Source organism: Polyangium jinanense (assembly GCF_028435365.1).
In genome coordinates this window covers 1-20,805 of sequence record NZ_JAGTJJ010000031.1, presented here as the reverse complement: position 1 = coordinate 20,805, position 20,805 = coordinate 1, and the positions used below count along the sequence as shown (strand labels likewise).

General features: G+C 68.8%; 16 protein-coding genes. 6 read left to right on the top strand and 10 right to left on the bottom strand.

The features are described from left to right. The first annotated feature begins 319 nt into the window (after positions 1 to 319). The gene (locus KEG57_RS34845) at positions 320 to 1,072 is read left to right on the top strand and encodes an alpha/beta fold hydrolase (RefSeq protein WP_272424905.1); all 753 of its coding nucleotides are present in this window, start codon (positions 320 to 322) and stop codon (positions 1,070 to 1,072) included. A gap of 4 nt (positions 1,073 to 1,076) precedes the next feature. Here the strand turns inward: KEG57_RS34845 and KEG57_RS34840 are convergent, their stop codons facing one another. Beyond that, a complete protein-coding gene (locus tag KEG57_RS34840) occupies positions 1,077 to 3,167 on the bottom strand; it encodes a PAS domain-containing sensor histidine kinase (RefSeq protein WP_272424904.1) in 2,091 nt (696 codons plus the stop codon). A 221-nt stretch (positions 3,168 to 3,388) separates the two neighbouring features. After that, on the bottom strand, positions 3,389 to 4,069 hold the full coding sequence (locus tag KEG57_RS34835; protein WP_272424903.1) for a TetR/AcrR family transcriptional regulator: 681 nt from the start codon (positions 4,067 to 4,069) through the stop codon (positions 3,389 to 3,391). Positions 4,070 to 4,172: 103 nt separating this feature from the next. On the opposite strand from KEG57_RS34835, the gene KEG57_RS34830 reads away from it, so the two are divergent. Continuing rightward, a complete protein-coding gene (locus tag KEG57_RS34830; protein WP_272424902.1) occupies positions 4,173 to 4,499 on the top strand; it encodes an FHA domain-containing protein in 327 nt (108 codons plus the stop codon). Between the two features lie 39 nt (positions 4,500 to 4,538). Here KEG57_RS34830 and KEG57_RS34825 read toward each other — a convergent pair whose 3' ends face one another. After that, on the bottom strand, positions 4,539 to 5,120 hold the full coding sequence (locus KEG57_RS34825) for a hypothetical protein (RefSeq protein ID WP_272424901.1): 582 nt from the start codon (positions 5,118 to 5,120) through the stop codon (positions 4,539 to 4,541). A 77-nt stretch (positions 5,121 to 5,197) separates the two neighbouring features. Between KEG57_RS34825 and KEG57_RS34820 the strand changes: the two genes are divergently transcribed. Further along, a complete protein-coding gene (locus KEG57_RS34820; RefSeq protein ID WP_272424900.1) occupies positions 5,198 to 7,261 on the top strand; it encodes a WD40/YVTN/BNR-like repeat-containing protein in 2,064 nt (687 codons plus the stop codon). A 10-nt stretch (positions 7,262 to 7,271) separates the two neighbouring features. Here KEG57_RS34820 and KEG57_RS34815 read toward each other — a convergent pair whose 3' ends face one another. Continuing rightward, complete coding sequence (locus KEG57_RS34815; protein WP_272424899.1) at positions 7,272 to 8,174, bottom strand: dienelactone hydrolase family protein; 903 nt, start codon at positions 8,172 to 8,174, stop codon at positions 7,272 to 7,274. Between the two features lie 109 nt (positions 8,175 to 8,283). Here KEG57_RS34815 and KEG57_RS34810 point away from each other — a divergent pair, with 109 nt between their 5' ends. Both KEG57_RS34810 and KEG57_RS34805 read left to right on the top strand, forming a co-directional pair. Further along, positions 8,284 to 9,750 carry an Ig-like domain-containing protein gene (locus KEG57_RS34810; RefSeq protein WP_272424898.1) on the top strand — a complete coding sequence of 489 codons (1,467 nt, stop codon included), beginning with the start codon at positions 8,284 to 8,286 and terminating at the stop codon, positions 9,748 to 9,750. Positions 9,751 to 9,902: 152 nt separating this feature from the next. Beyond that, on the top strand, positions 9,903 to 10,301 hold the full coding sequence (locus tag KEG57_RS34805) for a hypothetical protein (RefSeq protein ID WP_272424897.1): 399 nt from the start codon (positions 9,903 to 9,905) through the stop codon (positions 10,299 to 10,301). Between the two features lie 12 nt (positions 10,302 to 10,313). On the opposite strand, the gene KEG57_RS34800 is transcribed toward KEG57_RS34805, so the two are convergent. The 4 genes from KEG57_RS34800 to KEG57_RS34785 form a co-directional block, all read right to left on the bottom strand. Continuing rightward, entirely contained in the window at positions 10,314 to 11,441 is a 1,128-nt protein-coding gene (locus tag KEG57_RS34800) for a monooxygenase (protein ID WP_272424896.1), read from the bottom strand. A gap of 246 nt (positions 11,442 to 11,687) precedes the next feature. Further along, on the bottom strand, positions 11,688 to 12,839 hold the full coding sequence (locus KEG57_RS34795; RefSeq protein WP_272424895.1) for a hypothetical protein: 1,152 nt from the start codon (positions 12,837 to 12,839) through the stop codon (positions 11,688 to 11,690). 423 nt (positions 12,840 to 13,262) lie between these two features. After that, positions 13,263 to 14,825, bottom strand: coding sequence for an LA_2272 family surface repeat-containing protein (locus tag KEG57_RS34790; protein WP_272424894.1), 1,563 nt, complete (start codon positions 14,823 to 14,825; stop codon positions 13,263 to 13,265). Positions 14,826 to 14,931: 106 nt separating this feature from the next. Beyond that, a complete protein-coding gene (locus tag KEG57_RS34785) occupies positions 14,932 to 15,477 on the bottom strand; it encodes a GNAT family N-acetyltransferase (protein ID WP_272424893.1) in 546 nt (181 codons plus the stop codon). A gap of 109 nt (positions 15,478 to 15,586) precedes the next feature. Here KEG57_RS34785 and KEG57_RS34780 point away from each other — a divergent pair, with 109 nt between their 5' ends. Next, positions 15,587 to 19,351: a serine/threonine-protein kinase gene (locus tag KEG57_RS34780; RefSeq protein ID WP_272424892.1), complete on the top strand. Its 3,765-nt coding sequence runs from the start codon at positions 15,587 to 15,589 to the stop codon at positions 19,349 to 19,351. A 154-nt stretch (positions 19,352 to 19,505) separates the two neighbouring features. On the opposite strand, the gene KEG57_RS34775 is transcribed toward KEG57_RS34780, so the two are convergent. Together KEG57_RS34775 and KEG57_RS34770 are read right to left on the bottom strand one after the other, a co-directional pair. Further along, positions 19,506 to 19,721, bottom strand: a complete 216-nt coding sequence (locus KEG57_RS34775; RefSeq protein ID WP_272424891.1) for a hypothetical protein — start codon at positions 19,719 to 19,721, stop codon at positions 19,506 to 19,508. Positions 19,722 to 19,768: 47 nt separating this feature from the next. Continuing rightward, positions 19,769 to 20,611: a DUF6748 domain-containing protein gene (locus tag KEG57_RS34770; protein ID WP_272424890.1), complete on the bottom strand. Its 843-nt coding sequence runs from the start codon at positions 20,609 to 20,611 to the stop codon at positions 19,769 to 19,771. Positions 20,612 to 20,805 lie beyond the last annotated feature (194 nt).

Sequence of the window (20,805 nt, the reverse complement as noted above, 5' to 3'; positions counted from 1 at the left end):
CCATCCTGGACTTTTTCCGGCTGCCCACGACGGCAACCGCTCCCAGGGATTGCAAAGGAAGGACCACGCAGCGTCGCCGAGAAACCCGTGCGCGGCCGCCTGCTTGCACCGCCGATCAAACGGCCTCGTGCACCTCGAAGGTCACCACGCCATTCTCGAGCTTGCCCTTCGCGAATGCGTCCGTGGCCGCGACTACACACCAAACGATATCGCTCGCGATGTTCCGTCCGACCGACGACGCTTTTATACGAAAAATCGATAGCTAGCAAGCGTTTTCGGCATGCTCTATGCACGTCGCCGGAAGGAGAGGTCTTCGAGCATGAGCGTACCCATCCGCAAAACACATCTTCGCGGCGACATCGAGATCCACGTGGACATCCACGGCGAGGGCGAGCCGCTCGTCCTCCTGCACGGCTTCCTCGGCTGCGGCCGCGATTTTCGTCATCTCGGCGAAACCCTCCACGAAGGGTTCCGCGCCATCGTCCCCGATCTCCCCGGCCACGGCCTTTCGGGAAACCCCCGCGGCACGTTCGTGTTCCGGGAGGTCGCCCGCGACATGTACGCGCTTCTCGACGAGCTCGGCATCGATCGATTCCGCGCCATCGGCGTGAGCGGCGGCGGCAACGTGCTTTTGCACATGGCGACAGAGCAGCCGAGCCGCGTCGAGGCCATGGTGATCGCCGCGGCGACGCCGTACTTTCCCGAGCAGGCGCGCGCCATCATGCGGCAATACACCGTGGAGAGTCGATCCGAGGAAGAATGGCGCGAGATGCGCGAGCGACACGTGCGCGGCGACGAGCAAATCGTGGCGCTCTGGGAGCAGGCCCGCGCGTTCGCCGATCGTTACGATGACCTGAATTTCACGCCGCCGTACCTCGCGACGATCACGGCGCGGACGCTGATCGTCTACGGCGACCGAGATCCATTTTATCCCGTCGAACTCGCCCTCGAAATGTACCGAGCGATCCCCGACGCAAGGCTCTGGGTCGTTCCAGGCCGCGGTCACGGCGCCGCCTTCGAGGAGCGAGAGGCGTTCGTCCGCGTGGCGAGGAGCTTTTTGGGGAAGCAATAGCCGCTCAGGAACGACCCGTGTCCTGCCGGGAGCGAGGGTGCTTCGGGGCCACGACCTTGTGAACCCCGGTCATCTCGGGGCGTACGCTTTGGAAAATGCCCGTGACGAGGTCGCGTGAAGCGGGCGCTTCGCCCATGACCAGCAATTGCACGTCGTCGAACCGCGGCGCTGGCGACGCCTCCACGACGGTCACCTCCGGGGCCTGTTCGACGTGCAAAGGCAGCTCCACCGTGAACGTCGCGCCGAGCCCCTTCCCCGGGCTCTCCGCGATCACGGCGCCGCCATGTGCCTCCACCAGATAACGCACGATCGAGAGGCCGAGGCCGAGCCCGCCATGGCTGCGGGTCGACGAGCTGTCGCCTTGCCGGAACCGTTCGAAGACGTGCGGCAACGTGGTCGGCGAAATGCCCACGCCGTCGTCCTTCACCCAGAGAATCGCCTTGTCGCCGCGGCGGCAACCAATCTCCACCGAACCCCCCGGCGGCGTGAATTTGAGCGCATTGCCGAGCAGGTTCTCGATGACCTGCCGAAGCCGGAGATCGTCGCCGAGGACGGGGAGCGGGCTCTTCGTCTCGAACACGGCATCGAGGCGAATTCCCTTCGCCTCCGCGACCGGGCGCATCGCCCGCACGGCCTGCGTGAGCGGCTGCACGAGGTCGACATCCATGAAATCGAGCTGGAGCGTGCCCGCGATCATGCTCGTCGTGTCCATCAAGTCCTCGATGAGGCGCGCCTGCGTCTGCGCATTCCGCTCGATGGTCTCGAGGGCCTTGCCGCGGCTCGCCTCCGGCACCGAGTCCCGCCGCAGAATGCCGGTCCAGCCGAGGATCGCCGTGAGCGGCGTGCGAAGCTCGTGCGAGATGACGGCCAAGAATTCGTCTTTCAGCCGGCTCGCCTCCTGCACCTCCCGATAAAGCCTGGCGCGGTCGATCGCCATGCCCGCTCGCCGCGCGATCTCCTCGGCGAGGGCGCGCTCCGATTCGGCCACGAATCGCCCAGGCGCGCCGCCGAGGAGCGTCAGGTGGCCGAACGCATGCCCCTGGATCACGAGAGGCACGACGAGGAGCGAATGAATGCCGCGCCCTTCGAGCTCGCGGCGCGTGGCAATGTCGAGGTCGCCGAAGCCGAACGCGCGCCCCAGCGGGACGAGGTCGAGCAAATCATCGACGAACGCGGCCCCGCGCCCGAGCGCCGCGAGGCAATATCGATTGCCGGCCTCCTCCACGTGCATCGTGAACCCGTCGGCGAACGACGGCACGAGCAGCCGCGCCATGGTCGCGAACGTGCTCTCGTACTCCAGCGACGCGCCGAGAATGCCGCTCACCTCGGCGAGGAGCCGCTGCGCCTCCTCCGCTCTCCGCCGCGCCGTGACGTCCCGCGAGATTCCCACGAGCCCGACCACCCGGCCCTCCTCGTCGTACCAGGGCCCCTTCGTCGATTGCCAGTACCGCGTCGTGCCGCTACTGGTGATCGACGAGCATTCGTAGGTCGTCGTGCGGCGCGTGTGGAGGATCTCCCGGTCGCGCCGCGCGATCTCCACGGCGTCCTCCGGCGAAAAGAGCGCGTTGTCGTCCTTGCCGACGACGTCCTCCGGCATGAGGCCGAAGACCCGCGCCCCCGCCGAATTGATCATCACGTACCGGAGGTTCAGATCCTTCACGAAGACGCAATCGTGCGTCCCTTCCGTGACCGCGCGGAGCAGCTCCCGGCTGAGCCGCAGCGCCGAGAGCTCCGCCTCCTCGGCGAGGACCCGGGCGAGCGCCGGGGCACAATGCATGGCCAGCCGGGACAAATATGCTTTGATGGCGGCGTCCCGGCGCAGCCCCTGGAAAGCGACGACGCCGAGCACTCTGTCTCCGACGGCGAGCCGGACGGCCCACCCGTCGCTCCCCGCGATCCGCATCCGCGTGGGCCCCGGCGCGGAGAGCGCGGCGGCGAGCCCGCGCGGGGCCGGATCATTCGTGCCAGGGACGGACAGCTCGTCGGCCACGAGGACGGCGAGCAGGCCGGACGTAGCGCCGAGCGCCCGCGCGCCCTCCGCGGCGACCGCGGCGGCGACCTCCTTCGACCTCCGGCACGCGTGCAAAGCAAACACGAAGGGCGCGAGAGCGGAGTCTGCCCCCGGATTCCAGCGTTTGCCGCGACTGCGCGAATTCCTGGGTGAAGGCAACAACAGATGTTGTCAGACGACGGATTTCCCTTCGAGCCCGCCGGCCCCTGATTGTCGAATCCGGCGTCGCCTGATGAATACAGTGCTCTAGGAAGGACGGCCGCGGGGCGTCGCGTGACGCTCGGTGTGTCCTCACCGTTCGAGGCTCACCGCGCGCGGCACATGCCGGCGAGAAGAGCAGCGAACGAGACTTCGAGCTCCCCGTAAAAATCGACGCGCAGCGGGGCCATTTTCGGCGCGGCCAGCACCTTTTTCATGGCGCCGATCGGGTGCCCCATCGGCCAGAGGCCCGAGACGAGCGCGCCGAGCCGCAGGATCGCCCGCACCCCGCCGCCCTCGGGCAAGGCCGGGAGCGCCGCCTCGAACGCCGCCCCCGCGACGACGATATGCTCGAGCATCCACCGCTGGGAGGCGCGCGCCGCCTCGAGGGAGAGGTTTTTCTCGATGTCGCAAGAATTGATCGCCAGGAGCCTCAGCATGGGCTCGCGCGGCGCGAGCGTGCGCACGACGAGCGCGGCCACGTCGTCCGGCGAGGTATCGCGGGGGAGGCCCCGGAGCGCGGGCATGACCTCGTCGAACCATGCGCCGAGCCCCTGGAGGAAGAGCGCCTGGAAGACTTCTTCCTTCGTGGCGAAATATCGATAAACGCTGCCCTTCGCGAGCCCGGCGCGCTCGGCGACCTCGCCGATCGAGATGTCGTCGAGCGATCGCTCCCGGAAGAGATCCGCGGCGGCCCCGAGGATCGCCTCGCGCCGCTGCTCCTTTTGCTCGGCGCTGTGCGCCCTCTGCCATCCCTCGCCCGCCTGGAGCTTGCTCGTGCTGCGCATGTCTTACAACAACGTAACGGATCCGCGGTCGTAAGCGACGGTCGCTCCGCCGTCAAGCGTGGAAGGGACCGAGGGTCCGTACTCCTCGTGGTAACCTCGACGCATGGCCACGTCGTTCGCGCTCGTCGTCCTCGCAGAGCTGCCCGGGGAGATCGGACGCGTCATCCCGCTCGCGGAAGGCGCCCAGGTCTTCGGACGCACGGAAGGCGCCGATATCCGCCTGCGGTCGGATACCGTCTCGCGAAGGCACGCGCGGATCACCGTGGAGGAAGGGCGCGTCACGATCGAGGACGTCGCGAGCACCTCGGGCACGTTCGTGAACGACGAGCTCTTGCGAGCGTCGCAGGAGATCTTGCCGGGCGCGCGAATCAGGATCGGTCAGATCGTCCTCGAGCTCGTGCGCGCCGAAGACGGAGTCCCGAGGCGTTAGCCGTTACTGGAATGTTACAGCCGGACAGACCGCCCCGCGTCAGGCTTTCTTGGGGCCGGTCACCGGGACGAACGAGCCATGCTGCACGCGCTCGGCGCTGGGCTTCGGGAGCGCGCCGGGGAGCACGGTGATCTTGGCCTCGCCCACGATTTGACCACGCGAGGCGACCCACTCGTTGCGCTCCTCGATCCAAGCCGTGCACGCCGCGCGCACCTCGTCCGAGATGCCGCGCGGATCGTCCGGATCCGCGAGCTGCAGGCCCGTGTCGTAGCGGTAACGCACCTCCATCGGGCGGTTCGGATCGAGGTTCTTCTGCGCCTCGCGATGCGCCGCGCGCGCCGCCTCGTTCTCCTTCTCGCGCGCGAGCGCTTGCGCCTCGGCGGCCTTGTCGCGCGCCTCCGCGAGGGCCTTCTCGGCCGCTTGCTCCTCCGCATCGAGCGGGCGCATCGCGGCCTTCAGACGGTCGTTCTGTTCGCGCGAGAGGCCTTCGAAGACCACGCCGAGCACGTCGGTGAAGCGCGGGCGCTCGCGGAGCCATGCCGTCGTCGCCTCTTCATCCGCAAACTCCTGGAAAGACGTCTCGCCGGTCTTCAGGTTTTCGAGCTTGAGCATGATCTTCATGGCCCGCATCATCGCCGGGCTCGAAGCGCAAGGCAAGGGCATGCACCTTGCTGTCCGCGGGCCGAGGAGACGCTCCGATGCTTGCAGGAAAATGCGCGTTTATCGGGATCGTCCTTTCGACGGTCTCGCTCTCGTCCTGCCTCCCTGTGCACCGGGAATACGAGGACGGCCTGTCGATCGGCCCGAAGCGTGCGCTCTGCGCCCCGGGGCTCGTGCGGCGGGACGATACGTGCGAAGAGCCTCTCTGGGCGGAAATCGCGCCGTTGCCAGCAAACGCGCTGCGTATGCGCGACGTCGTGGACGTGGACGGGCACGAAGCGTGGATCGTCGGCCATGGCGGGCTCGTATTGCACAGCAATGACGGCGGTGAGAGCTTCGAGCGCGTCGACGTCGGCACGAGCGAGGATCTCTCCTTCGTGTGGGCGGACGAGCAGGCGATCGTGCTGACGGCGGCGCGGCGCGCCTGGGTTTCCCTCGACGAAGGCCGGACGTTCGAGCCTTCGCCCGAGGCGCCCGAGGAGCTATCGCGGTGCGTGCTTTTTTTCGGCCGCGTGGTCTGCGGCTCCGCGCAGGGCGGCCTTTATCACGGCAAGATCGGCGACGCGGCGATCGCGAACGTGCCGCTCGGCGGGCGCACGGCGGTCGCGGTCGGTCCGGGATATCTCGTGGCCGCGACCGAGAGCGGCGGGACGACGATACGAATCCGGGCGACCGAGGAGCCGGATCTCCATGCGTTTTACGGGGACACGCAGATCCCCGGTGGAACGACCGGGACCGTGGATTCGCTCTGGGTCTCGCGCCAGGAGCTCCTCGCCTGCGTGGTGGGTGACGATGCGTCGTATCCGAGCGGCCTGGCCTTGCATTGCTCGACCACGCGGGGAAACACGTTCGAGCGGCGCGGATCACTCGCGCCCGAGTGCGCGCGGGGTCCGCAGATCGCCGGCGATTCGAGCTCGCTCCACGTGATGACGCATTGCAACACCCTCGACATGCCGACCACGTTCGAGGTCTGGACCTCGCGCGACGAAGGGCAAACCTTCACGCGTGGCACGTGGGGCGCCGAATTCGAGAGCTCGTGGCGCGGCGCGAACCGCGTGAGCTTCGGGACCGCGAACCACGGGCTCTTGCTCACGCACCGGCTGCGCCGCTCGACCGACGGCGCGAAGAGCTCGGAGCCGATCGAGCAAAACGCGATGTCCGCCGACTGGGCCGGCGGCATGAACGAAAACAAGGCCGTCTTTTTCCCGACGAAGGCGCGTGGATACGTGATCGCGATGCAGAACACGACCGCCGTGTTCAACTTCCGGCTCTATCGCACGGACGACGCGTTCCATTTCGACGACGGGACGGACCTGCCGGCGTTCACGGACGACTCGACCCGCCCCCCTTCCCTCTCGGCGCACGAGGATCTTCTTTGGCTCGCGTTCCCGAGCGAATACGTGCAGCAGACCTTCCTGCGCAGCGAGGACGGCGGCCGGACCTTCCTCCACGACGGTTTTCCCGCGCAGGGGCAGCCGCTCGCGGCCGCCGTGCTCGGGCCGGGCGGGCTCGGGTTCGTCGCGACCGCGCGGGGCGCCGTGAACGCTCGTCCCCTCTACCGATCGAAGGACGGCGGCGCCACGTTCAGCGAGCTTTCGCTCCCGGACGGGACGTACATCCGCGACCTCGAGATGCTCGAATCGGGGCGGCTCGTCGGGGTCGGCGAGAATGGGCTCATCCTGACGAGCGACGACGCCGGGGAGACGTTCGTGGTTTGTCGCGGCGGAATGCCCGACGAGGAACAACTCGTCTCGGTGACTTTCGCGCCGGGCACCTCCGTGGGGTGGGCCGGCGGCGTGACGAGCACAGGAGAGCCGCTTCTTCTTCGCACCGAGGACGGGGGCACGACCTGGGTCGCGCAGACGCTCGGGGTTTCGTCGGCGTCCATCGTGCAGGTCGCGGCCGCTACGCCGAAGCGCGCGAGCGTCGTGCTCGAAATGCAGGGCGTGCGTTCGCTCGTGATGACGCACGATGGTGGGCAATCGTGGTCGCCGCGGGAGACGCCCGGCGATGATCCGCTCCGGATGGTCGCGCGGCTGCCGGACGGCGAGACGACCTTCGCGCTCGGGGCGTACGGCCTTTATCGGAGCCGCACGCCCTGAGCCGCATTCCTCATTGCGCGAGCTTCCTCCGCAGGAACGGGCGCACCTTGTCCCAGGCGTCCGCCGCGCTCTTCTCGTCGTAGCGCTGCCCCGAGGGGTTCGCGAAGCCGTGCTGCGCGTCGTAGCGGTAAATCGTGTGCGTGACGCCGGCCTGGGTCAAAGCCGCGTCGAACGCGTTCACGGTCTCCGGCGGGATTGCCTGATCCTTGTTGCCGAAAATGCCGAGGATCTCGGCCTTGATCGGCTTGAGCTCCGCCGGGTCCGTGACGAGGTGGCCGTAATAGATCACGGACGCGTCGAGGTCGGGCTCGTGCATGGCGAATTGCAAGGACCAGGCGCCGCCGAAGCACCAGCCGATCACGCCCGTGCGTTTCGCCTGGATGCGCGGATCCTTCTCCAGGAAATCGTGCGCCGCGACGAGCGTGGCCATTGCCTTCTTGTTGTCGACGGCCTTCATCATGGCCATCGCGTCGTCGGGGTTCTGCGCGGTCTTGCCGCCATAAAGATCGACCGCGATCGCGGCATACCCGTCCTCGGCGAGCCGATCGGTCCAGTGCTGGATGTGCTCGTTCAGGCCCCACCATTCGTGGATCACGACGAGCCCCGGCAAGGGCGCGGTTTTTCCTTTGGGCAGGCTGAGGTAGGCGCTCGTGCCGTCGATCGTGACACGCTCGCCGCGCGGCGCCGGGGCCTTTTCGGCCTTGAGCTGGTGCAGCGCCTTGAAGCCCTCCTCGGAGAGCGTGCCCAGCATACCCTCGGCAGGCGACGTCGTCTGGGCCGTTGCAGGCGTGGTGTTCGCCGGCGCGGGGCTTTCTGCATCGGGCGAGGGCGCGCCGCCGCAAGCCGCGAGGGCGAACACGGAAAGGCCCACGGCGAGGGCGCGGGCCGAGCGGAGGAAATGATCGAACCTCATGGCGCGCACTCTACACCGAGGCGCGGCCTTGGGAACCCCTTCGTTCGCCCGCGCGCGGCCGCCGTCCGGGGCGAAGACAAGACGGGCCGAGCTCGTCTAGAATGGCTCGATGCGATACCGATCTCTTGCGCTCCTCGTCCCCCTCGCCCTCGCCGCCTGCAGCTCGGAAAGCGATCCCTCGAAACCCACGGCGGGAGCGCCCGCCGGGATCGTCCTCGAGCTCGCGCGGCAAGACGGGCCCGCGCCCTATCCCATCGAGGTCACGGCGCGCATCACGTCGAGCGACGGAAAACCCGTGTCCGGGCTCTCGGTGGAGCTCACGGCCGAGGGCGGAACGGCAAGCGCGGCCGTCGAGACGGCGGCGGGCGCATATCGGTCCACCGTGACACCCTCGCTCGCCGCGGGCGACGCCGGCGAGGTGCGGGTGCGGGCGAAGGTCGCGGATCTGTCGGCGGATGCGACGGCCGTGGTGCTGCCCGTCGTGGGCGCGGCGTGGGGGCAGCCGGAGCGTGTGCCCGGGCTCGTCAATACCGCGGGCACGGAGGATTCGGCCGAGGTGAGCCCGGACGGCGAATGGCTCATCGTGAGCACGTATTCACCCGTCGACCTGCTCTGCTGCATCGCGGGCAAGGATCTGCCCGGCTGCTCGGGCGAGGCCGCGAACCCGGCGTCCCCCGGATGCAATGCGACGTACGGCCCGTCCGCGGCCCCCGAGCGGCCCGAGATGCCCGGCGTCGGGCGGATCCTGTCCGAGACCGAGATCGACCACACGATCCCCCAGCTCGGCGTGTTGGAGGCGCTCTTCGCATTGCCGCCCGTGGCCGCGTACGGGTTCCGCAAGCAAGCGGACGGGTCGTTCGCCGAGCCGTTCGTGATCGCGATCGACATGAACGGATACACGTATTCGCCGTTCGGCTTCACGTACCTCGGCGCGCCGAAGGACGGCGCGGCGTCCGTGCTCTTCGCGTTCGACCCGCTGCACGGGCCGGATACGGCGCCCGATCTGTATCACGCCGACCTCACGCTCGGCGCGCCCGTGAGCCTCGGAAAGTATTCGTTCGAGAACAACTTCCTCATCGCCGACCCGTTCCCCGTGACGCAGCTCCCGCTCGTGCCGCTCGATCCATTCCAATCGAACCCCTCGTTCGGTCACGGCTACGTCTGGTTCGATACCGAGGGGCCGGTGCAGAAGGACCTTTTCGTCGCCAAACCCTCGGGCGCGCTGCCGGGCGCGACGTTCTCCGAGACGGTCGTGGCCGCGATCAGCAAGCCCGACGTCGACGAGTTCCAGCCGTTCGTGGACGAGGCCGCGTCGAAGCTCTATTTCTCGCGGGGCTTCCGCGACATCTCGACGAGCGCGTATTCGGGCGGCGATCCGGCGCTTTCGGCGTCGTTCGGCGATCCGGTCGTCGAGGTCGGGCTCGACGCGCCGCCCGAGGGGCCGGGCGACATCGTGGGGATCGGCGAGCCGAGCGTGGCGCGAACGGCAGACGGCGAGGAGTGGCTCTACTTCGTGTACTATGTCCGGAGGGAAGGACACTACGACGGCTCGATCGGGCGGGTGAAGAAGCGCTAGCGATTTTGGGGGGCCTCGGGAACTTCCACGCGCACCCGGGGTCCGTCTGCCCCGCCCCGCTGGATCTCGTATCGGCGCGGACCGAGCTCCGGTCGGATGCGCGGCGGGGCGACGCACGACCCACGAACGACCCTGACAAACGGAGGTATCCCATGGGAGAGGCATTCAGAAACGGCGGCTTCGGCATGTACCCGACGCTGTTCTTCGGCATCATTCTTTTCGGCGCGGCCATCGGTTACGCCAGAAACCCCGGCAAAGGGCGGCTCGTCCTGCCCGCCGTGCTCGCGCTCCTCACCCTGACCGCAGGTTTCCTCGGCTTCTTCACGGGGATCATCACGACGCTGACGTACGCCGCCAGCGATCGCACCTTCGACCTCGATCAATTCATTCGCGTCGTCGCGATGGGGACGGCCGAGTCGCTGCACAACGTCGGTCTCGCGCTGGCGATGAACGTCATCGGCGGAATCGTGGTCGCGGTGGGAGCCTATCGACGGGGTCGGATGAAGCCCGAGGTCACGAAGGTGGGCGCGTCGGTCGCGTCAAACGGCTGACCCGACGCCCCTTCAAGGAGAGTCCGCGTGCCGCGCGGCCTGCTCCTCCGCGGCGCATGCTTGCGCGAGGCAGGACACGCAATCTTCGGCGTCACCCCCCTGGCACCGATTCGCGCAGTCCGCGGCGCGCTTCGCCTCGTGGCAACGCACGACTGCGGAAACCTCGGCCGCGAGGGTAGAGCAGGCGGCGTGTACACAATCGTAATACGCGTAACCCACGCCCTTCTCGCGCGTCATCGCCTCCCTGAGGCAATGGACGGTCTCCGCCCCGCTGGCCTTCCCGCTGCCCACCCACGTCGCCGCCGTCGCGCCGCTCTCGTCCTCGCAACGCTCGAAGCGAGCGTTTTTCGGAAAATACGGGCCGATGAGCTGGCACATCTCGTCGGATGAGGAAAGGCCATACGCGACGGGCCGGGCTTCGCTGTTCTTGTAATCGCAGCGGATCTCGACGGTGCTCCCCCGAGGGAAGAGCAGGGGCGGATCGAGCTCGCGTACGGGCGGCTCCTGCCAGGACGTCGTCGAATAGATGGATGTGGTCGTCCCCGAGGGCGCGATGAGCGAGGCCTCGAAGGCGGCGCCGCGCGCGTGCATGTGCGATTGCAAGCTCACGACGTGCACGTCTTCGGGCACGGGGCAACGCATGCGCGCCGAGGCCTCGCCGAAGGGCGCGACGCGCAGGACGTGGTTGTCCATGTAGAGGAGCCCGGCCTCGATGCGGAGTTCTTCGCGCGGCATCGTGTGCATGTTGATGCGGGCGTCGACCTCGAGCGGGGCGCTCGTGGTGTTGAGGTAATGGGTGCTCATCACGAGCACCACGTTCGGCTCGAGGACGACGCCGACGCCGTCGGGCAATCGATGGAGCATACCCACGCTGCCGAAGCTCTCGGATCCGCCGACCACGGCGTCGACCTTCCAGCGCGCGGTGGCGCCCTCGGAGCAATCGTGCTCCGTGAGGGCGTCAACGGCGATCCCCTGCTCGTCTTGGGACGGAATCGCCCGATACGGGGTCCGGTAAAGCAGGACGTGATGTCCGCCCGGACCGAACGCGACGTCCTGCCCGCGGATCACGAGCCCCTCCGGCGGCACCTGGAAGAGGCGACAACCATAGGATTCGCTCCCCGGGGCGATGGTGGAGGTCATGCGATATTGAAGTCCCGAGCCATCCGCGGGCGGGTCGAGAAGCGATTTTCCCGCAGACTGGGTGGATGGTTCTTCGGGTGCACAAGCCGGCGCAAAGAGCGCCGCGATGAACACAATGTATTTGATGGATTTCAATCGATTCCCCCCGTGGTTCATGGGCCGTCCCTTCGCAGAAGTAAACGGACGCGCGGGGGTTTGCACGCAACGTGCCCGGCGTTCACGCCGGGCGTCCGCCACGAACGATGACTATTTCGTGACGGGGGCGGGCGCAGGCGCAGGGGCCGCGGGCGCGGGGGCCGCGGGCGCAGGGGCCGCGGGCAGAGCCGCGTCGGGCGTGGGTTTTGCGGGCGGCGCAGGCGGCGCCGGGGGTTTCCTGGAGTATCCGAGGCCGAGCGTGAGCATCATTCCGTTACGTATCTGCCATTGCTCGGTGAGCTGGGGCTGACGGACGAGCTTGAGCTCGTAATCGAGCGTCGCCCACTCGACGACCTTGAAGGAAATGGCCGCGCCAATGTCCAGGTTCGTGAGCTGAATGGGATTCTTCTTCGCTTCTCCAGCCGCGGGCATGTCGTTGTTCCACGCCGGGATGAGCACGCCGACGCCGACCTTGTAACTGATCTTCTTCGCCTGGAACGAGCCCCACATCTCGAGCGAGCCCTCGACGCCGACCTGGAGGACGTCGCGGAGCTCCTGGACCTCGACGCGATCGGCCGTGGCGGCGTCGTCCTTCAGGATGAGCTGGCCGTCCGCGAAGGTCTGCAATCCGCCGAGTCCGACGCGGGTCTCCAAGTTGAATCGATCGCCGGAGACGGGACGCGCAAAGGGGCCGATGGTCTCCTTCAGCGTGAGCGGATGAAAGGGATCGGTGAGCGTGAGGCGGCGCGAGGTGACGGTATCGGTGACGCCGGTGACGCGGGCGATGGTGTACGTGGTGTCGGTGGGGCGAACGTCGAAGCCACGGAAGAGCGGCGTGCCGACGGTGAAGCGCGCGAAGGGACCGAACCAGGGGCGCACGAAATAGAGGTAGGTGCTCTCCACGTTGAAAGCATCGGCGCTCTTGACGGGCTCTTCGAGGGCCGGCGTCTTCGTGAGCGCCTCGTTGATGCCGAGCACCGTGCGCCATTCGTGGCCACCATTGCGGTAGGTCGCGACGCCGTCGAATTTGAGGCCCACGGTGAGCGTGGAGCCATTCGGCGTGACGCCGACCACGTCGCGGGTATCCACGAGCGAGAACGTGGCGCCATTTTTCATGGTGATCTCGAGCCCGACCTGCTTGGGCGGCTCGGCGATCTTGACGTCGACGTATTGCTTGGCGGCCGCGTCCTGCGCGCGGGCCGAGAGAGGTGCGGAGAGGAGGGCGGCCAGCATCGAGGCCGATAGGAGGGTTCGTCGAGACATGGTTCCTCTAAACCGAAGGGTGTACAGGGCGGGACGTTGTGCGCGCAACGGCAAACGATGTGCCAGAGGGAGAACGCGCGAAAGTGCCGAGGAACCTGCGTAGGGGTGTCGGGACGCGCGGGTAGGTCGATGCCTCGACTCCGCGACGAGTGATGCCTTGGGTCCTCACCCGCTCGTGCGTGGGCGCAGAGGGCCGCCGGAGGCGCGTGATGAAGCCGGAGGAACGACGCAGGCAGGGCCGGTCCAGCTTCGCCGAGGGTCGAGGGTGGGCGCGGGTACAGGCGGTCCGGCTTCGCCGAGGGTCGAGGGTGGGCGCGGGTACAGGCGGTCCGGCTTCGCCGGGGGTCGAGGGTGGGCGCGGGTACAGGCGGTCCGACTTCGCCGGGGGTCGAGAGTGGGCGCGGGTACAGGCGGTCCGCCCTCTCAGAGGCCGATGTTCATCACGGGGAAGAAGGGGAGCCCGCCGTACTTGGAGACGTTCACGAGGCCAATCTGGACGCCGCGGAGGCGCTCGGTCTGGTTGACGAGGCCGATCTGGACGCCGCGGACGTGCTTCGAGCGGTTGTAGAGGCCGATCGTGGTGCCGGTCAGGCGATCGGAGAAATTGACGACGCCGAGCTGCATGCCCGTGACCTCCTCGGCGCTCGCGAAAAACCCGGCCTGCAGGCCGTGCATGTGGTCCTTCACGAGGTTGACGAAACCGAGCTGCGCGCCGAATTGATCGTCGCCGGTCATGTTCACGACGCCGATCTGCGAGACGCCGTAAAACTCCTGGCGCACGCCATTGAAGGCGCCGATCTGGAAGACGCCGCGGAAGTCGTCGTCGACGAAGTTGAAGAGGCCGCCGAGCTGCAGGACGCCGGAGAAGGAATCGTCGACGTAATTGAAGAGGGCGCTCGTCTGGAAGACGCCCCGGAACTCCTCGTCGACGTACGCGCCGAGGCCGAACTGACCAAAGCCGTAAAAGCTGTCCTCCAGGAGGAGGTTCGCGACGCCGGCCTGGAAGACGCCGTGGAAATCGTCATCGACGATGTTGACGACGCCGAGCTGGCCGATGCCATAAAACTCCTCGTCGATGAAGTTCGCGGCGCCGATCTGGAGCGCGCCGTAAAAACGTTCGTCGTCCCCGTTCAGGAGGCCGATCTGGGCGACGCCGCGGAAATCGCCGTCCTCGACCGCATTGAAGCCGCCAATCTGGGCGATGCCGGAGAAATTGCCGTGGTCGATCTTGTTGTACGCGCCGATCTGGAGCGCGCCGACAAATCCGCCGCCGCCGCGCGGTCCGCCGCCGCCATCGTCGTCCCAGTCGAGGCCCGCGCCAATGACGTTGTAGGCGCCGAGCTGCAAGCCGCCGATGAACGCGTCGGTGCCGTTGATCGTACCGATCTGCGCGAGGCCGAGGAAGCGGTGCGTGTCGTTGCGCAGGAAGGCGTACTGCGCGAGGCCCACGAAAATGTCCGTGACGACGTTGCGGTAGAGGGCGAGCTGCGCGCCGCCGTAAAACTCCTTCACAAGGTTTCGGCCGAGCGTGAGCTCGACGCCGCCGCGGAAGACACGCTCGACGTTGGTGTGCAAAAGACCGACCTGCGCGAGGCCCGTGAAGTGCTCGGCCTTGGCGCCGAAGAGGCCCACCTGCGCGCCGCCGTAAAACTCCTTCGCCGACGGCGTGACGAGGCCGATCTGCAGGGCGCCCGCGAAGAGGTCGGCCTCGGGGAAGACGCCGGGGTGCAGGAAATACCAGCGGCTCGGCTTGGTCGGCAAAGGCGGCGGCACGTACGGCGGCGGTACGTACGGCGGTGGCGGTGGCGGCGGTGGAGGCGGCGGCGGGATGTCCGTGGCGAGTTCGACGGGCGGCGGGGGAATCTCCGGGGCGGCTTCGATCGGCGGGGGCGGCGGCGCTTCTTCGGGCGGCGAGGCAGCGGCCTCCTGGGCCCACGCGCGAGGCGCGCTCGCGAAAACGGAGCCCAGCCCGACGAGGAAAGCCACGAGCCCCCTCTGCCTCGGAGTACGAATTCCCATGTCGTCCAGCATGAACGTGGTGCCCCCGGGGAGCTTACAGGAAGGTTCCCCAGGAAAACCAGGGCGGAGGCGCTTACCTGCGGAACGCGCTCGGGACGACCTCGTACTTGAGCATTTCGCCGAGCAGGTCGTCCTCCCTGTCCACGATGCGGAAGCCGAGCTTCTCGAGGATGCGGCAAGACGCGAAGTGCCACGTGAACGTCGAGGCCCGGACGGCGCGCACGCGCGGCTCGGCGAGCGCCCACGCCACGGACGCGCTCACGGCCTCGAAGCCGAAGCCCTGCCGCTGCGATTCCTCCTCGATGCCGTACGCGACCTCGACGATGCCGTTCTCATCCGGTCCGCCATGGAAAACCACGCTGCCAATCACGCGCGGGGAAGGATCGAGCGACAGGGCCACGCGGTCGCCCCAGAGCCGATGCTCGGGATCGGCACGCACGGCGTCGAGCCGCGCGAGGAACGCACGCTCGACGAGCGCGCGGCCCGGCCAGGCGTTGGGCATCTTCGCGCCGAGGAGCTTCTCGGTATCGGCACGGCGCCCATCGAGCACGGCCTCGACGAGCTCCACGGTCATGGGGACCATCTCGAGGCGCTCGGTCATGAGCTTGGGGCACGACACGACCTCGAATTTCTCAAAGCTTCGGCGCTCTCGCAAGTGTCAAAGGCCGACGCGCTGCGGCGAAGTGCTTGACAGCAGGCGCGCCCGGGTATGAAACCAATGGGCGCGCATGGCCCCGAGGAGCAAGACCCTGCCCGCCGGAACGCTGGTCGCGCGGCGTTTCGTGGTCCGCTCGCTCGCCGGGCGCGGCGGCATGGGCGAGGTCTACCGGGCCGCCGATCAGGAGACCGGAGAAGACGTCGCGCTGAAGCTCCTGCATACGGACGCGACGTCGCTCGATACGGAGCGCTTCGCCCGGGAAGCGCGAATTCTGTCCGAGATCCGGCACCCGCGTGTCGTGTCGTACGTGGCGCACGGACAGAGCGAGGACGGCTGGCATTTCCTGGCGATGCAATGGCTCGACGGCGAGGACCTCGCAAAACGGCTGGCCCGCGGGCCGCTCTCGACCCGCGAGGCCCTGCTCTTGCTCCGGCGCATCACCGAAGGGCTCGCCGCGCTGCACGCGCGGCGGATCGTGCACCGGGACCTCAAACCCTCGAACGTGCTCTTGCGTGGAGGCGACATCGATCAAGCGACGATCGTGGACCTCGGGATCGCGCGCTCGATGGGGCCGGCGACGGGCATCACGGCGACGGGTCGATCGATCGGGACACCCGAATACATGTCGCCGGAGCAGGTGGGCAGCGAGCAGCCGATCGGGCCTGCGTCGGACATGTTCTCGCTCGGCTGCATCCTGTTCGAGTGCCTGGCCGGTCGGCCGCCATTCGTCGCGGCAGACGCGGTGCTCGTGATGTCGAAGATCCTGAGCGAGGATCCGCCCGAGCTCTTGCCGCTCCGGCCCGGGGTGCCGCCGCCGGTCGCGGCGCTCGTGCGGAGCCTTTTGCAGAAGGATCCGGACAAACGGCCGGCGAGCGTGTCGAACCTGCTCGAAGAGCTGCCGGCGCTCCTGGAGATCGGCGCGCGGAGGGGCGCGTTTTCTCCATCGGTCGCGCGGGACGTGCCGGAGCTCTTGAGCGTGCTCGTGCTGGCACCACCCGCGGGAGCCTCGCGCGAGGAGCTCGCGCGGATCCTGCTGCGAAACGGGGCATTTTCGCACGGGTCACGGTCCGAGCGGTGGGTGGTCGCGGCGTTCGCGCGGTTCGGCGGAGACGCGACGGATCAGGCAGCGGCGGCCGCACGCGCGGCGCTCGCGGTGAAGGCGGCCCAGCCGGAGACGACGATCGCGATCGCGACGGGGCCGGGGTTCGTGTCGGGCGAGCAGCCGGTCGGAGAAGCGGTGGAGCGCGCGGTGGAGGCGCTGCGCGAGGGCGCGCCGCGCGGGATGGTGATCGTCGACGCGGTGACGGCGGGGCTCGTCGGAGGTCGCTTCGCGACGACACGCGAGGGCGGGCGGCTCCTGCTCACGGGCAGCGGGGCGGCGCGGGACGAGGCGCGGTCGCTGCTCGGAAAAACCATGCCGTTCGTGGGGCGCAAGCGCGAGCTCGAGCTGCTCTTGCGGTCGTTCGAGGCGATACGCGAGGAGCCGGTTTCGAGGGCGGTCGTGGTGGTGGCGCCGGCGGGCATGGGCAAGTCGCGGCTCTTGCGGGAGCTCCGCGCGAGGATCGAGGCGCGCGAGAAGGACGTGCTGCTCCTCGTCGGTCGAGCCGAGCCGCTCGGGGCGACGGCGTACGCGATGCTCGCGGACGCGCTGCGCGGGCGCGGGCCGCGGGAGCTGTCGACGACGAGCGAAAGGCAAGCGTCGCGGGGCTTCGTGGATGGGCGGGTCGCGCGGGCAGAGATCGAGCGGACGTTCCTGGAGTTCCTGCGTGGCGAAAGCGCCGCGCGTCCGGTGGTGCTGGCGCTCGAGGACGTGCATCACGCCGACGCGCGGAGCGTGCGTCTCGTGGAACGCGCGCTCGTGGAGCTTCAGGATCAGCCGCTCTTCGTGCTGGCGCTGGCGCGGCCGGACGTGGAGGACGTCTACCCGCGGCTGTGGGGCGATCGGGCGGAGCGGATGATGCTGTCGCCGCTGGTTCGTCGCGACGCGGAGGAGCTCGCGCGGGCCGCGCTCGGCCCGGAGGAGAGCGAGGCCGTGGTGGAGCGGATCGCGACGCGCGCCGCGGGGAATCCGCTGTTCGTGGAGGAGCTCGCGCGCGCGGCGCGAGACGCGGGCGAGGAGGGGGAGCGGCCGGCGACGCTCGTGGCGATGCTGCAAGCGCGGCTCGGGCGGCTCGGGCCGGAGGCGCGGCGGGCGCTGGTCGCGGCGAGCATCTTCGGGACGCGGTTCTGGCGCGGAGGCGTGCTCGCGTTGATGGATCGGGAGGGGCACGGGGCCTTCGTGGATCAGGCGCTCACGGCGCTCGTGCGGGCGGAGCTCTTGGAGAAGCAACGAACGAGCAGGCTCGTGGGAGACGTGGAGTACGGCTTCCGGCACGTGCTCGTACGCGAGGCGGCGTATGGGCTGCTCGGGGAGGAGGAGCTCGCGCTCGGGCACGCGCGGGCCGCGGCGTTCCTGGAGGCCGCGGGCGAGCACGAGGCGCAGGTGCTCGCCGAGCACTGGCAACGCGGGGGCGATACGGCGCGCGCGCGCGTGCTGCACGTGCGCGCGGCGCGCGAGGCGTTCGAACGGAACGACCTCGCAGGGACGCGCACGCACGCGGCGAAGGCCGAGGAGCTCGGCGCGGCAGGGGCCGAGCTCGGGCTCGTGCGCGGGATGGCGTGCTGCATCCTGTACTGGAACAAGGCCTGGGCCGAGGCGTGCCAGATGGGGATCGAGGCGCTGCCGCTCTTGCCGAAGGGCTCGACGTGGCACTGCCGGGTGCTCGGGCTCGTCTGCACGCTGACGGGGCTCGGGGTGAACGCGGAGGCGTTCCCGTCGTACCTCGACGAGCTGCTCGCGCTGACGCCGGATCTGGAGGCACAAGGGGCGTACGCGGAGTGCCTCGGGCGGCTGCTTTGTTTGCTCGCGATGCGGCTCGATCGGGGCGAGTCGCACAAGGCGCTCGATCGGATGCGCGAGACGCTGGAGCGGACGGGCGCGGTGGATCCGAGCGCGCACGGGTGGGCGCGGCTCGCGGCCTACGAGTACGGTCGGACCACGACGAACGAGCCACTCGCGATGCTGGAGATCATCGAGGACGCGACGCTCGCCTTCGAAGCGGCGGGCGACGCGCGGATGCGGGCGCTCTGCGTGGCGCGCATCGGCGAGGCGCTCGGCGCGCTCGGGGCGCTCGGCGAGGCCGAGGCGCGGTTCGCGGAGGCAGAGGCCCAGGCGACGGCGATGGATGACGCGCTGACGAAGATCGGGGTGCGGATCCTGCGCGCGACGTTCTTGGCGGAGCAAGCCACGAAGGAGGCGCGTGAGGAGGCGCGCGCGCTCGCGGCGGAGCTCGTCGCGGAGCCGGGGATCGGGCCGTTCGACGCGGGGATCGCGTGGGGGATCGCGGCGCGGGTGTCGCTCGCGGAGGGGGACGCCGCGCGGGCGCTCGGCGAGGTGGATCGGGGGCTCGAGCTCGTCGATCGCATGGGCCTGCGGCGGCTGTCGCTCACGGCGACGCGAATTCGCGCGCTGTCGCGGCTCGGGCGGGTCGCGGAAGCAGAGGCGCTTTCACGCGCGGCGCTCGCGGACATGCGGGCGGCCGGGGGCCTCGGCGCGGGTGAGGTGGATCTGCGGATGGCGGCGGCGGAGGCGCTCTACGCAGCGGGCGACGCCGACGGGTTCGAGGGGGAGCTTCGCGCGGCGCTGCGGCTGATCGGGCGCGAGCTTGCGGACGTGCGGGATCCGGAAGGACAAACCCGCCTCTTGCGTGACGTGCCGGCGAATGCAGAGGCCGCGCGGCTGGCGCGGGAGCAATTCGGCGAGAGCGCCGTGCTCACGTTGCTGGGGGCGAGCTAGGACGCGAGACGGCGCAGGCGGCGTACCCGAGGACGACGGGCCCGTCCCGCGTGGCCGTGGGCGTGGGTGTCCAGCCGCGCGCGAGGCGCGCTTCGAGCATCTCCGCCGCGGTCGGCTTGTGATCCCAGACGGCGACCGCCGTCAAACCGCCCAGTCAGGTCGTGTCGTAGACGAGATAAACGCCGGCCGAATGTTCGAGGACGACGTCGTGGTTGTATTCGTCCTGAACGACCACGTCCGCGATGAGCCGAGGCGACGCGAGCGAGAGGCCCCAGCGGACGACGTCTTCGAGGGTGCGTTGCGAAGAAACGAGCGCCTCGATCGCGCGGCGCGCGCCCGGGTCCACGTTCGTCCGCCATTCGATGTCCATGACACCAGGATCGTGACGCGTCCGGGCGCGCGCTGCAATGATCGACCCTACTGCACGTTCCTGCTGCGGATGCCGCCGCTGCCGCCCTCGCCGCCTCCGTCCACCGGTCCGCGGCCGATGACCGGGCCGTTGTCGACGGGCGCGCGGGCACCGCGGAGCGTCGGCAGGATGACCGGGAGGAAGCCCTGCGTCGCCTGGAGGACGGTGGCATCCCCCGCCGGCCCATAGTTCTCGATGCGGACGTCCTGGCCGGTGAGGATCATGCCGAGCTGCGAGAAGAGCGCGCGCCCCGATTCGAAATCGTCCCGGCCATTGCCGGGGACCTCTTTGAGATCGATCTCGTGGATCGTCCGCACCGCGCCCGTGTTCAGGTGCTCCTGATCGAAGCTCGGGCAGGGCGCGGCGACGCAGACGACGCCGTTGTGCCAGACGCGGTAGAATCCGCCCCGGAGCTCGGCGTTCTCGAGGGCGACCCAGGCAAACCGGAGCGAGAGCGAGCCGAGGCCGCTCTGGCCGGGGAAGAGATCGCCGAAAAGGACGGCGCGCGTCGATTCGCGCTGCACGCCGATGGCCTCGCGAACCGTGCCCTCGACGCCGGCGAGCTGGAGGAGGCTGGAGAACTGGATATCGGCGACGTAACACTCCTCGGCGGTGGTGCCGTCGGCGCAAACCGTCTTGTCCTGATTGACGGCGGAGACGAAGAAGCCGCCGCAAAGGGGAGACGCGCAGCGACGAAGATCCCGCCGGGCGATGTAATACGTCGCGAAGGAGATATCCGCTTCGTGCGTCGCGGTGGCCTCCGGCGCCTCGGAGGCGTCGGAGCCGAGACAACCTGCAAAGATCGGCGCGAATACAAGAGAGGCAACAGCAAGGGTGCGGTGGGGTGACACGGATACCTCCTCCATCCGCTCCCCAGCAAGCCGGGTGCCGCCGTACGGCCTCCCAAAACCGGTCGGACTAGTACATCATCCCCAAAGTTCGTAGTCGTTCCCATCCCTCCGCGCCCTCCTCTTTGGGTTCGTCCGAGAGCAACGGGGGTTCGTCATGGAAACATCCTTCCCTGTTGTTCTGTTCAGGGGCACAT

Coding starts and splice junctions, on each gene's coding strand:
- KEG57_RS34845 (WP_272424905.1), top strand. CDS start 320: ATGAGCGTACCCATCCGCAAAACACATCTTCGCGGCGACATCGAGATC.
- KEG57_RS34835 (WP_272424903.1), bottom strand. CDS start 4,069: ATGCGCAGCACGAGCAAGCTCCAGGCGGGCGAGGGATGGCAGAGGGCG.
- KEG57_RS34830 (WP_272424902.1), top strand. CDS start 4,173: ATGGCCACGTCGTTCGCGCTCGTCGTCCTCGCAGAGCTGCCCGGGGAG.
- KEG57_RS34825 (WP_272424901.1), bottom strand. CDS start 5,120: ATGAAGATCATGCTCAAGCTCGAAAACCTGAAGACCGGCGAGACGTCT.
- KEG57_RS34820 (WP_272424900.1), top strand. CDS start 5,198: ATGCTTGCAGGAAAATGCGCGTTTATCGGGATCGTCCTTTCGACGGTC.
- KEG57_RS34815 (WP_272424899.1), bottom strand. CDS start 8,174: ATGAGGTTCGATCATTTCCTCCGCTCGGCCCGCGCCCTCGCCGTGGGC.
- KEG57_RS34810 (WP_272424898.1), top strand. CDS start 8,284: ATGCGATACCGATCTCTTGCGCTCCTCGTCCCCCTCGCCCTCGCCGCC.
- KEG57_RS34805 (WP_272424897.1), top strand. CDS start 9,903: ATGGGAGAGGCATTCAGAAACGGCGGCTTCGGCATGTACCCGACGCTG.
- KEG57_RS34800 (WP_272424896.1), bottom strand. CDS start 11,441: ATGACCTCCACCATCGCCCCGGGGAGCGAATCCTATGGTTGTCGCCTC.
- KEG57_RS34795 (WP_272424895.1), bottom strand. CDS start 12,839: ATGTCTCGACGAACCCTCCTATCGGCCTCGATGCTGGCCGCCCTCCTC.
- KEG57_RS34780 (WP_272424892.1), top strand. CDS start 15,587: ATGGCCCCGAGGAGCAAGACCCTGCCCGCCGGAACGCTGGTCGCGCGG.
- KEG57_RS34775 (WP_272424891.1), bottom strand. CDS start 19,721: ATGGACATCGAATGGCGGACGAACGTGGACCCGGGCGCGCGCCGCGCG.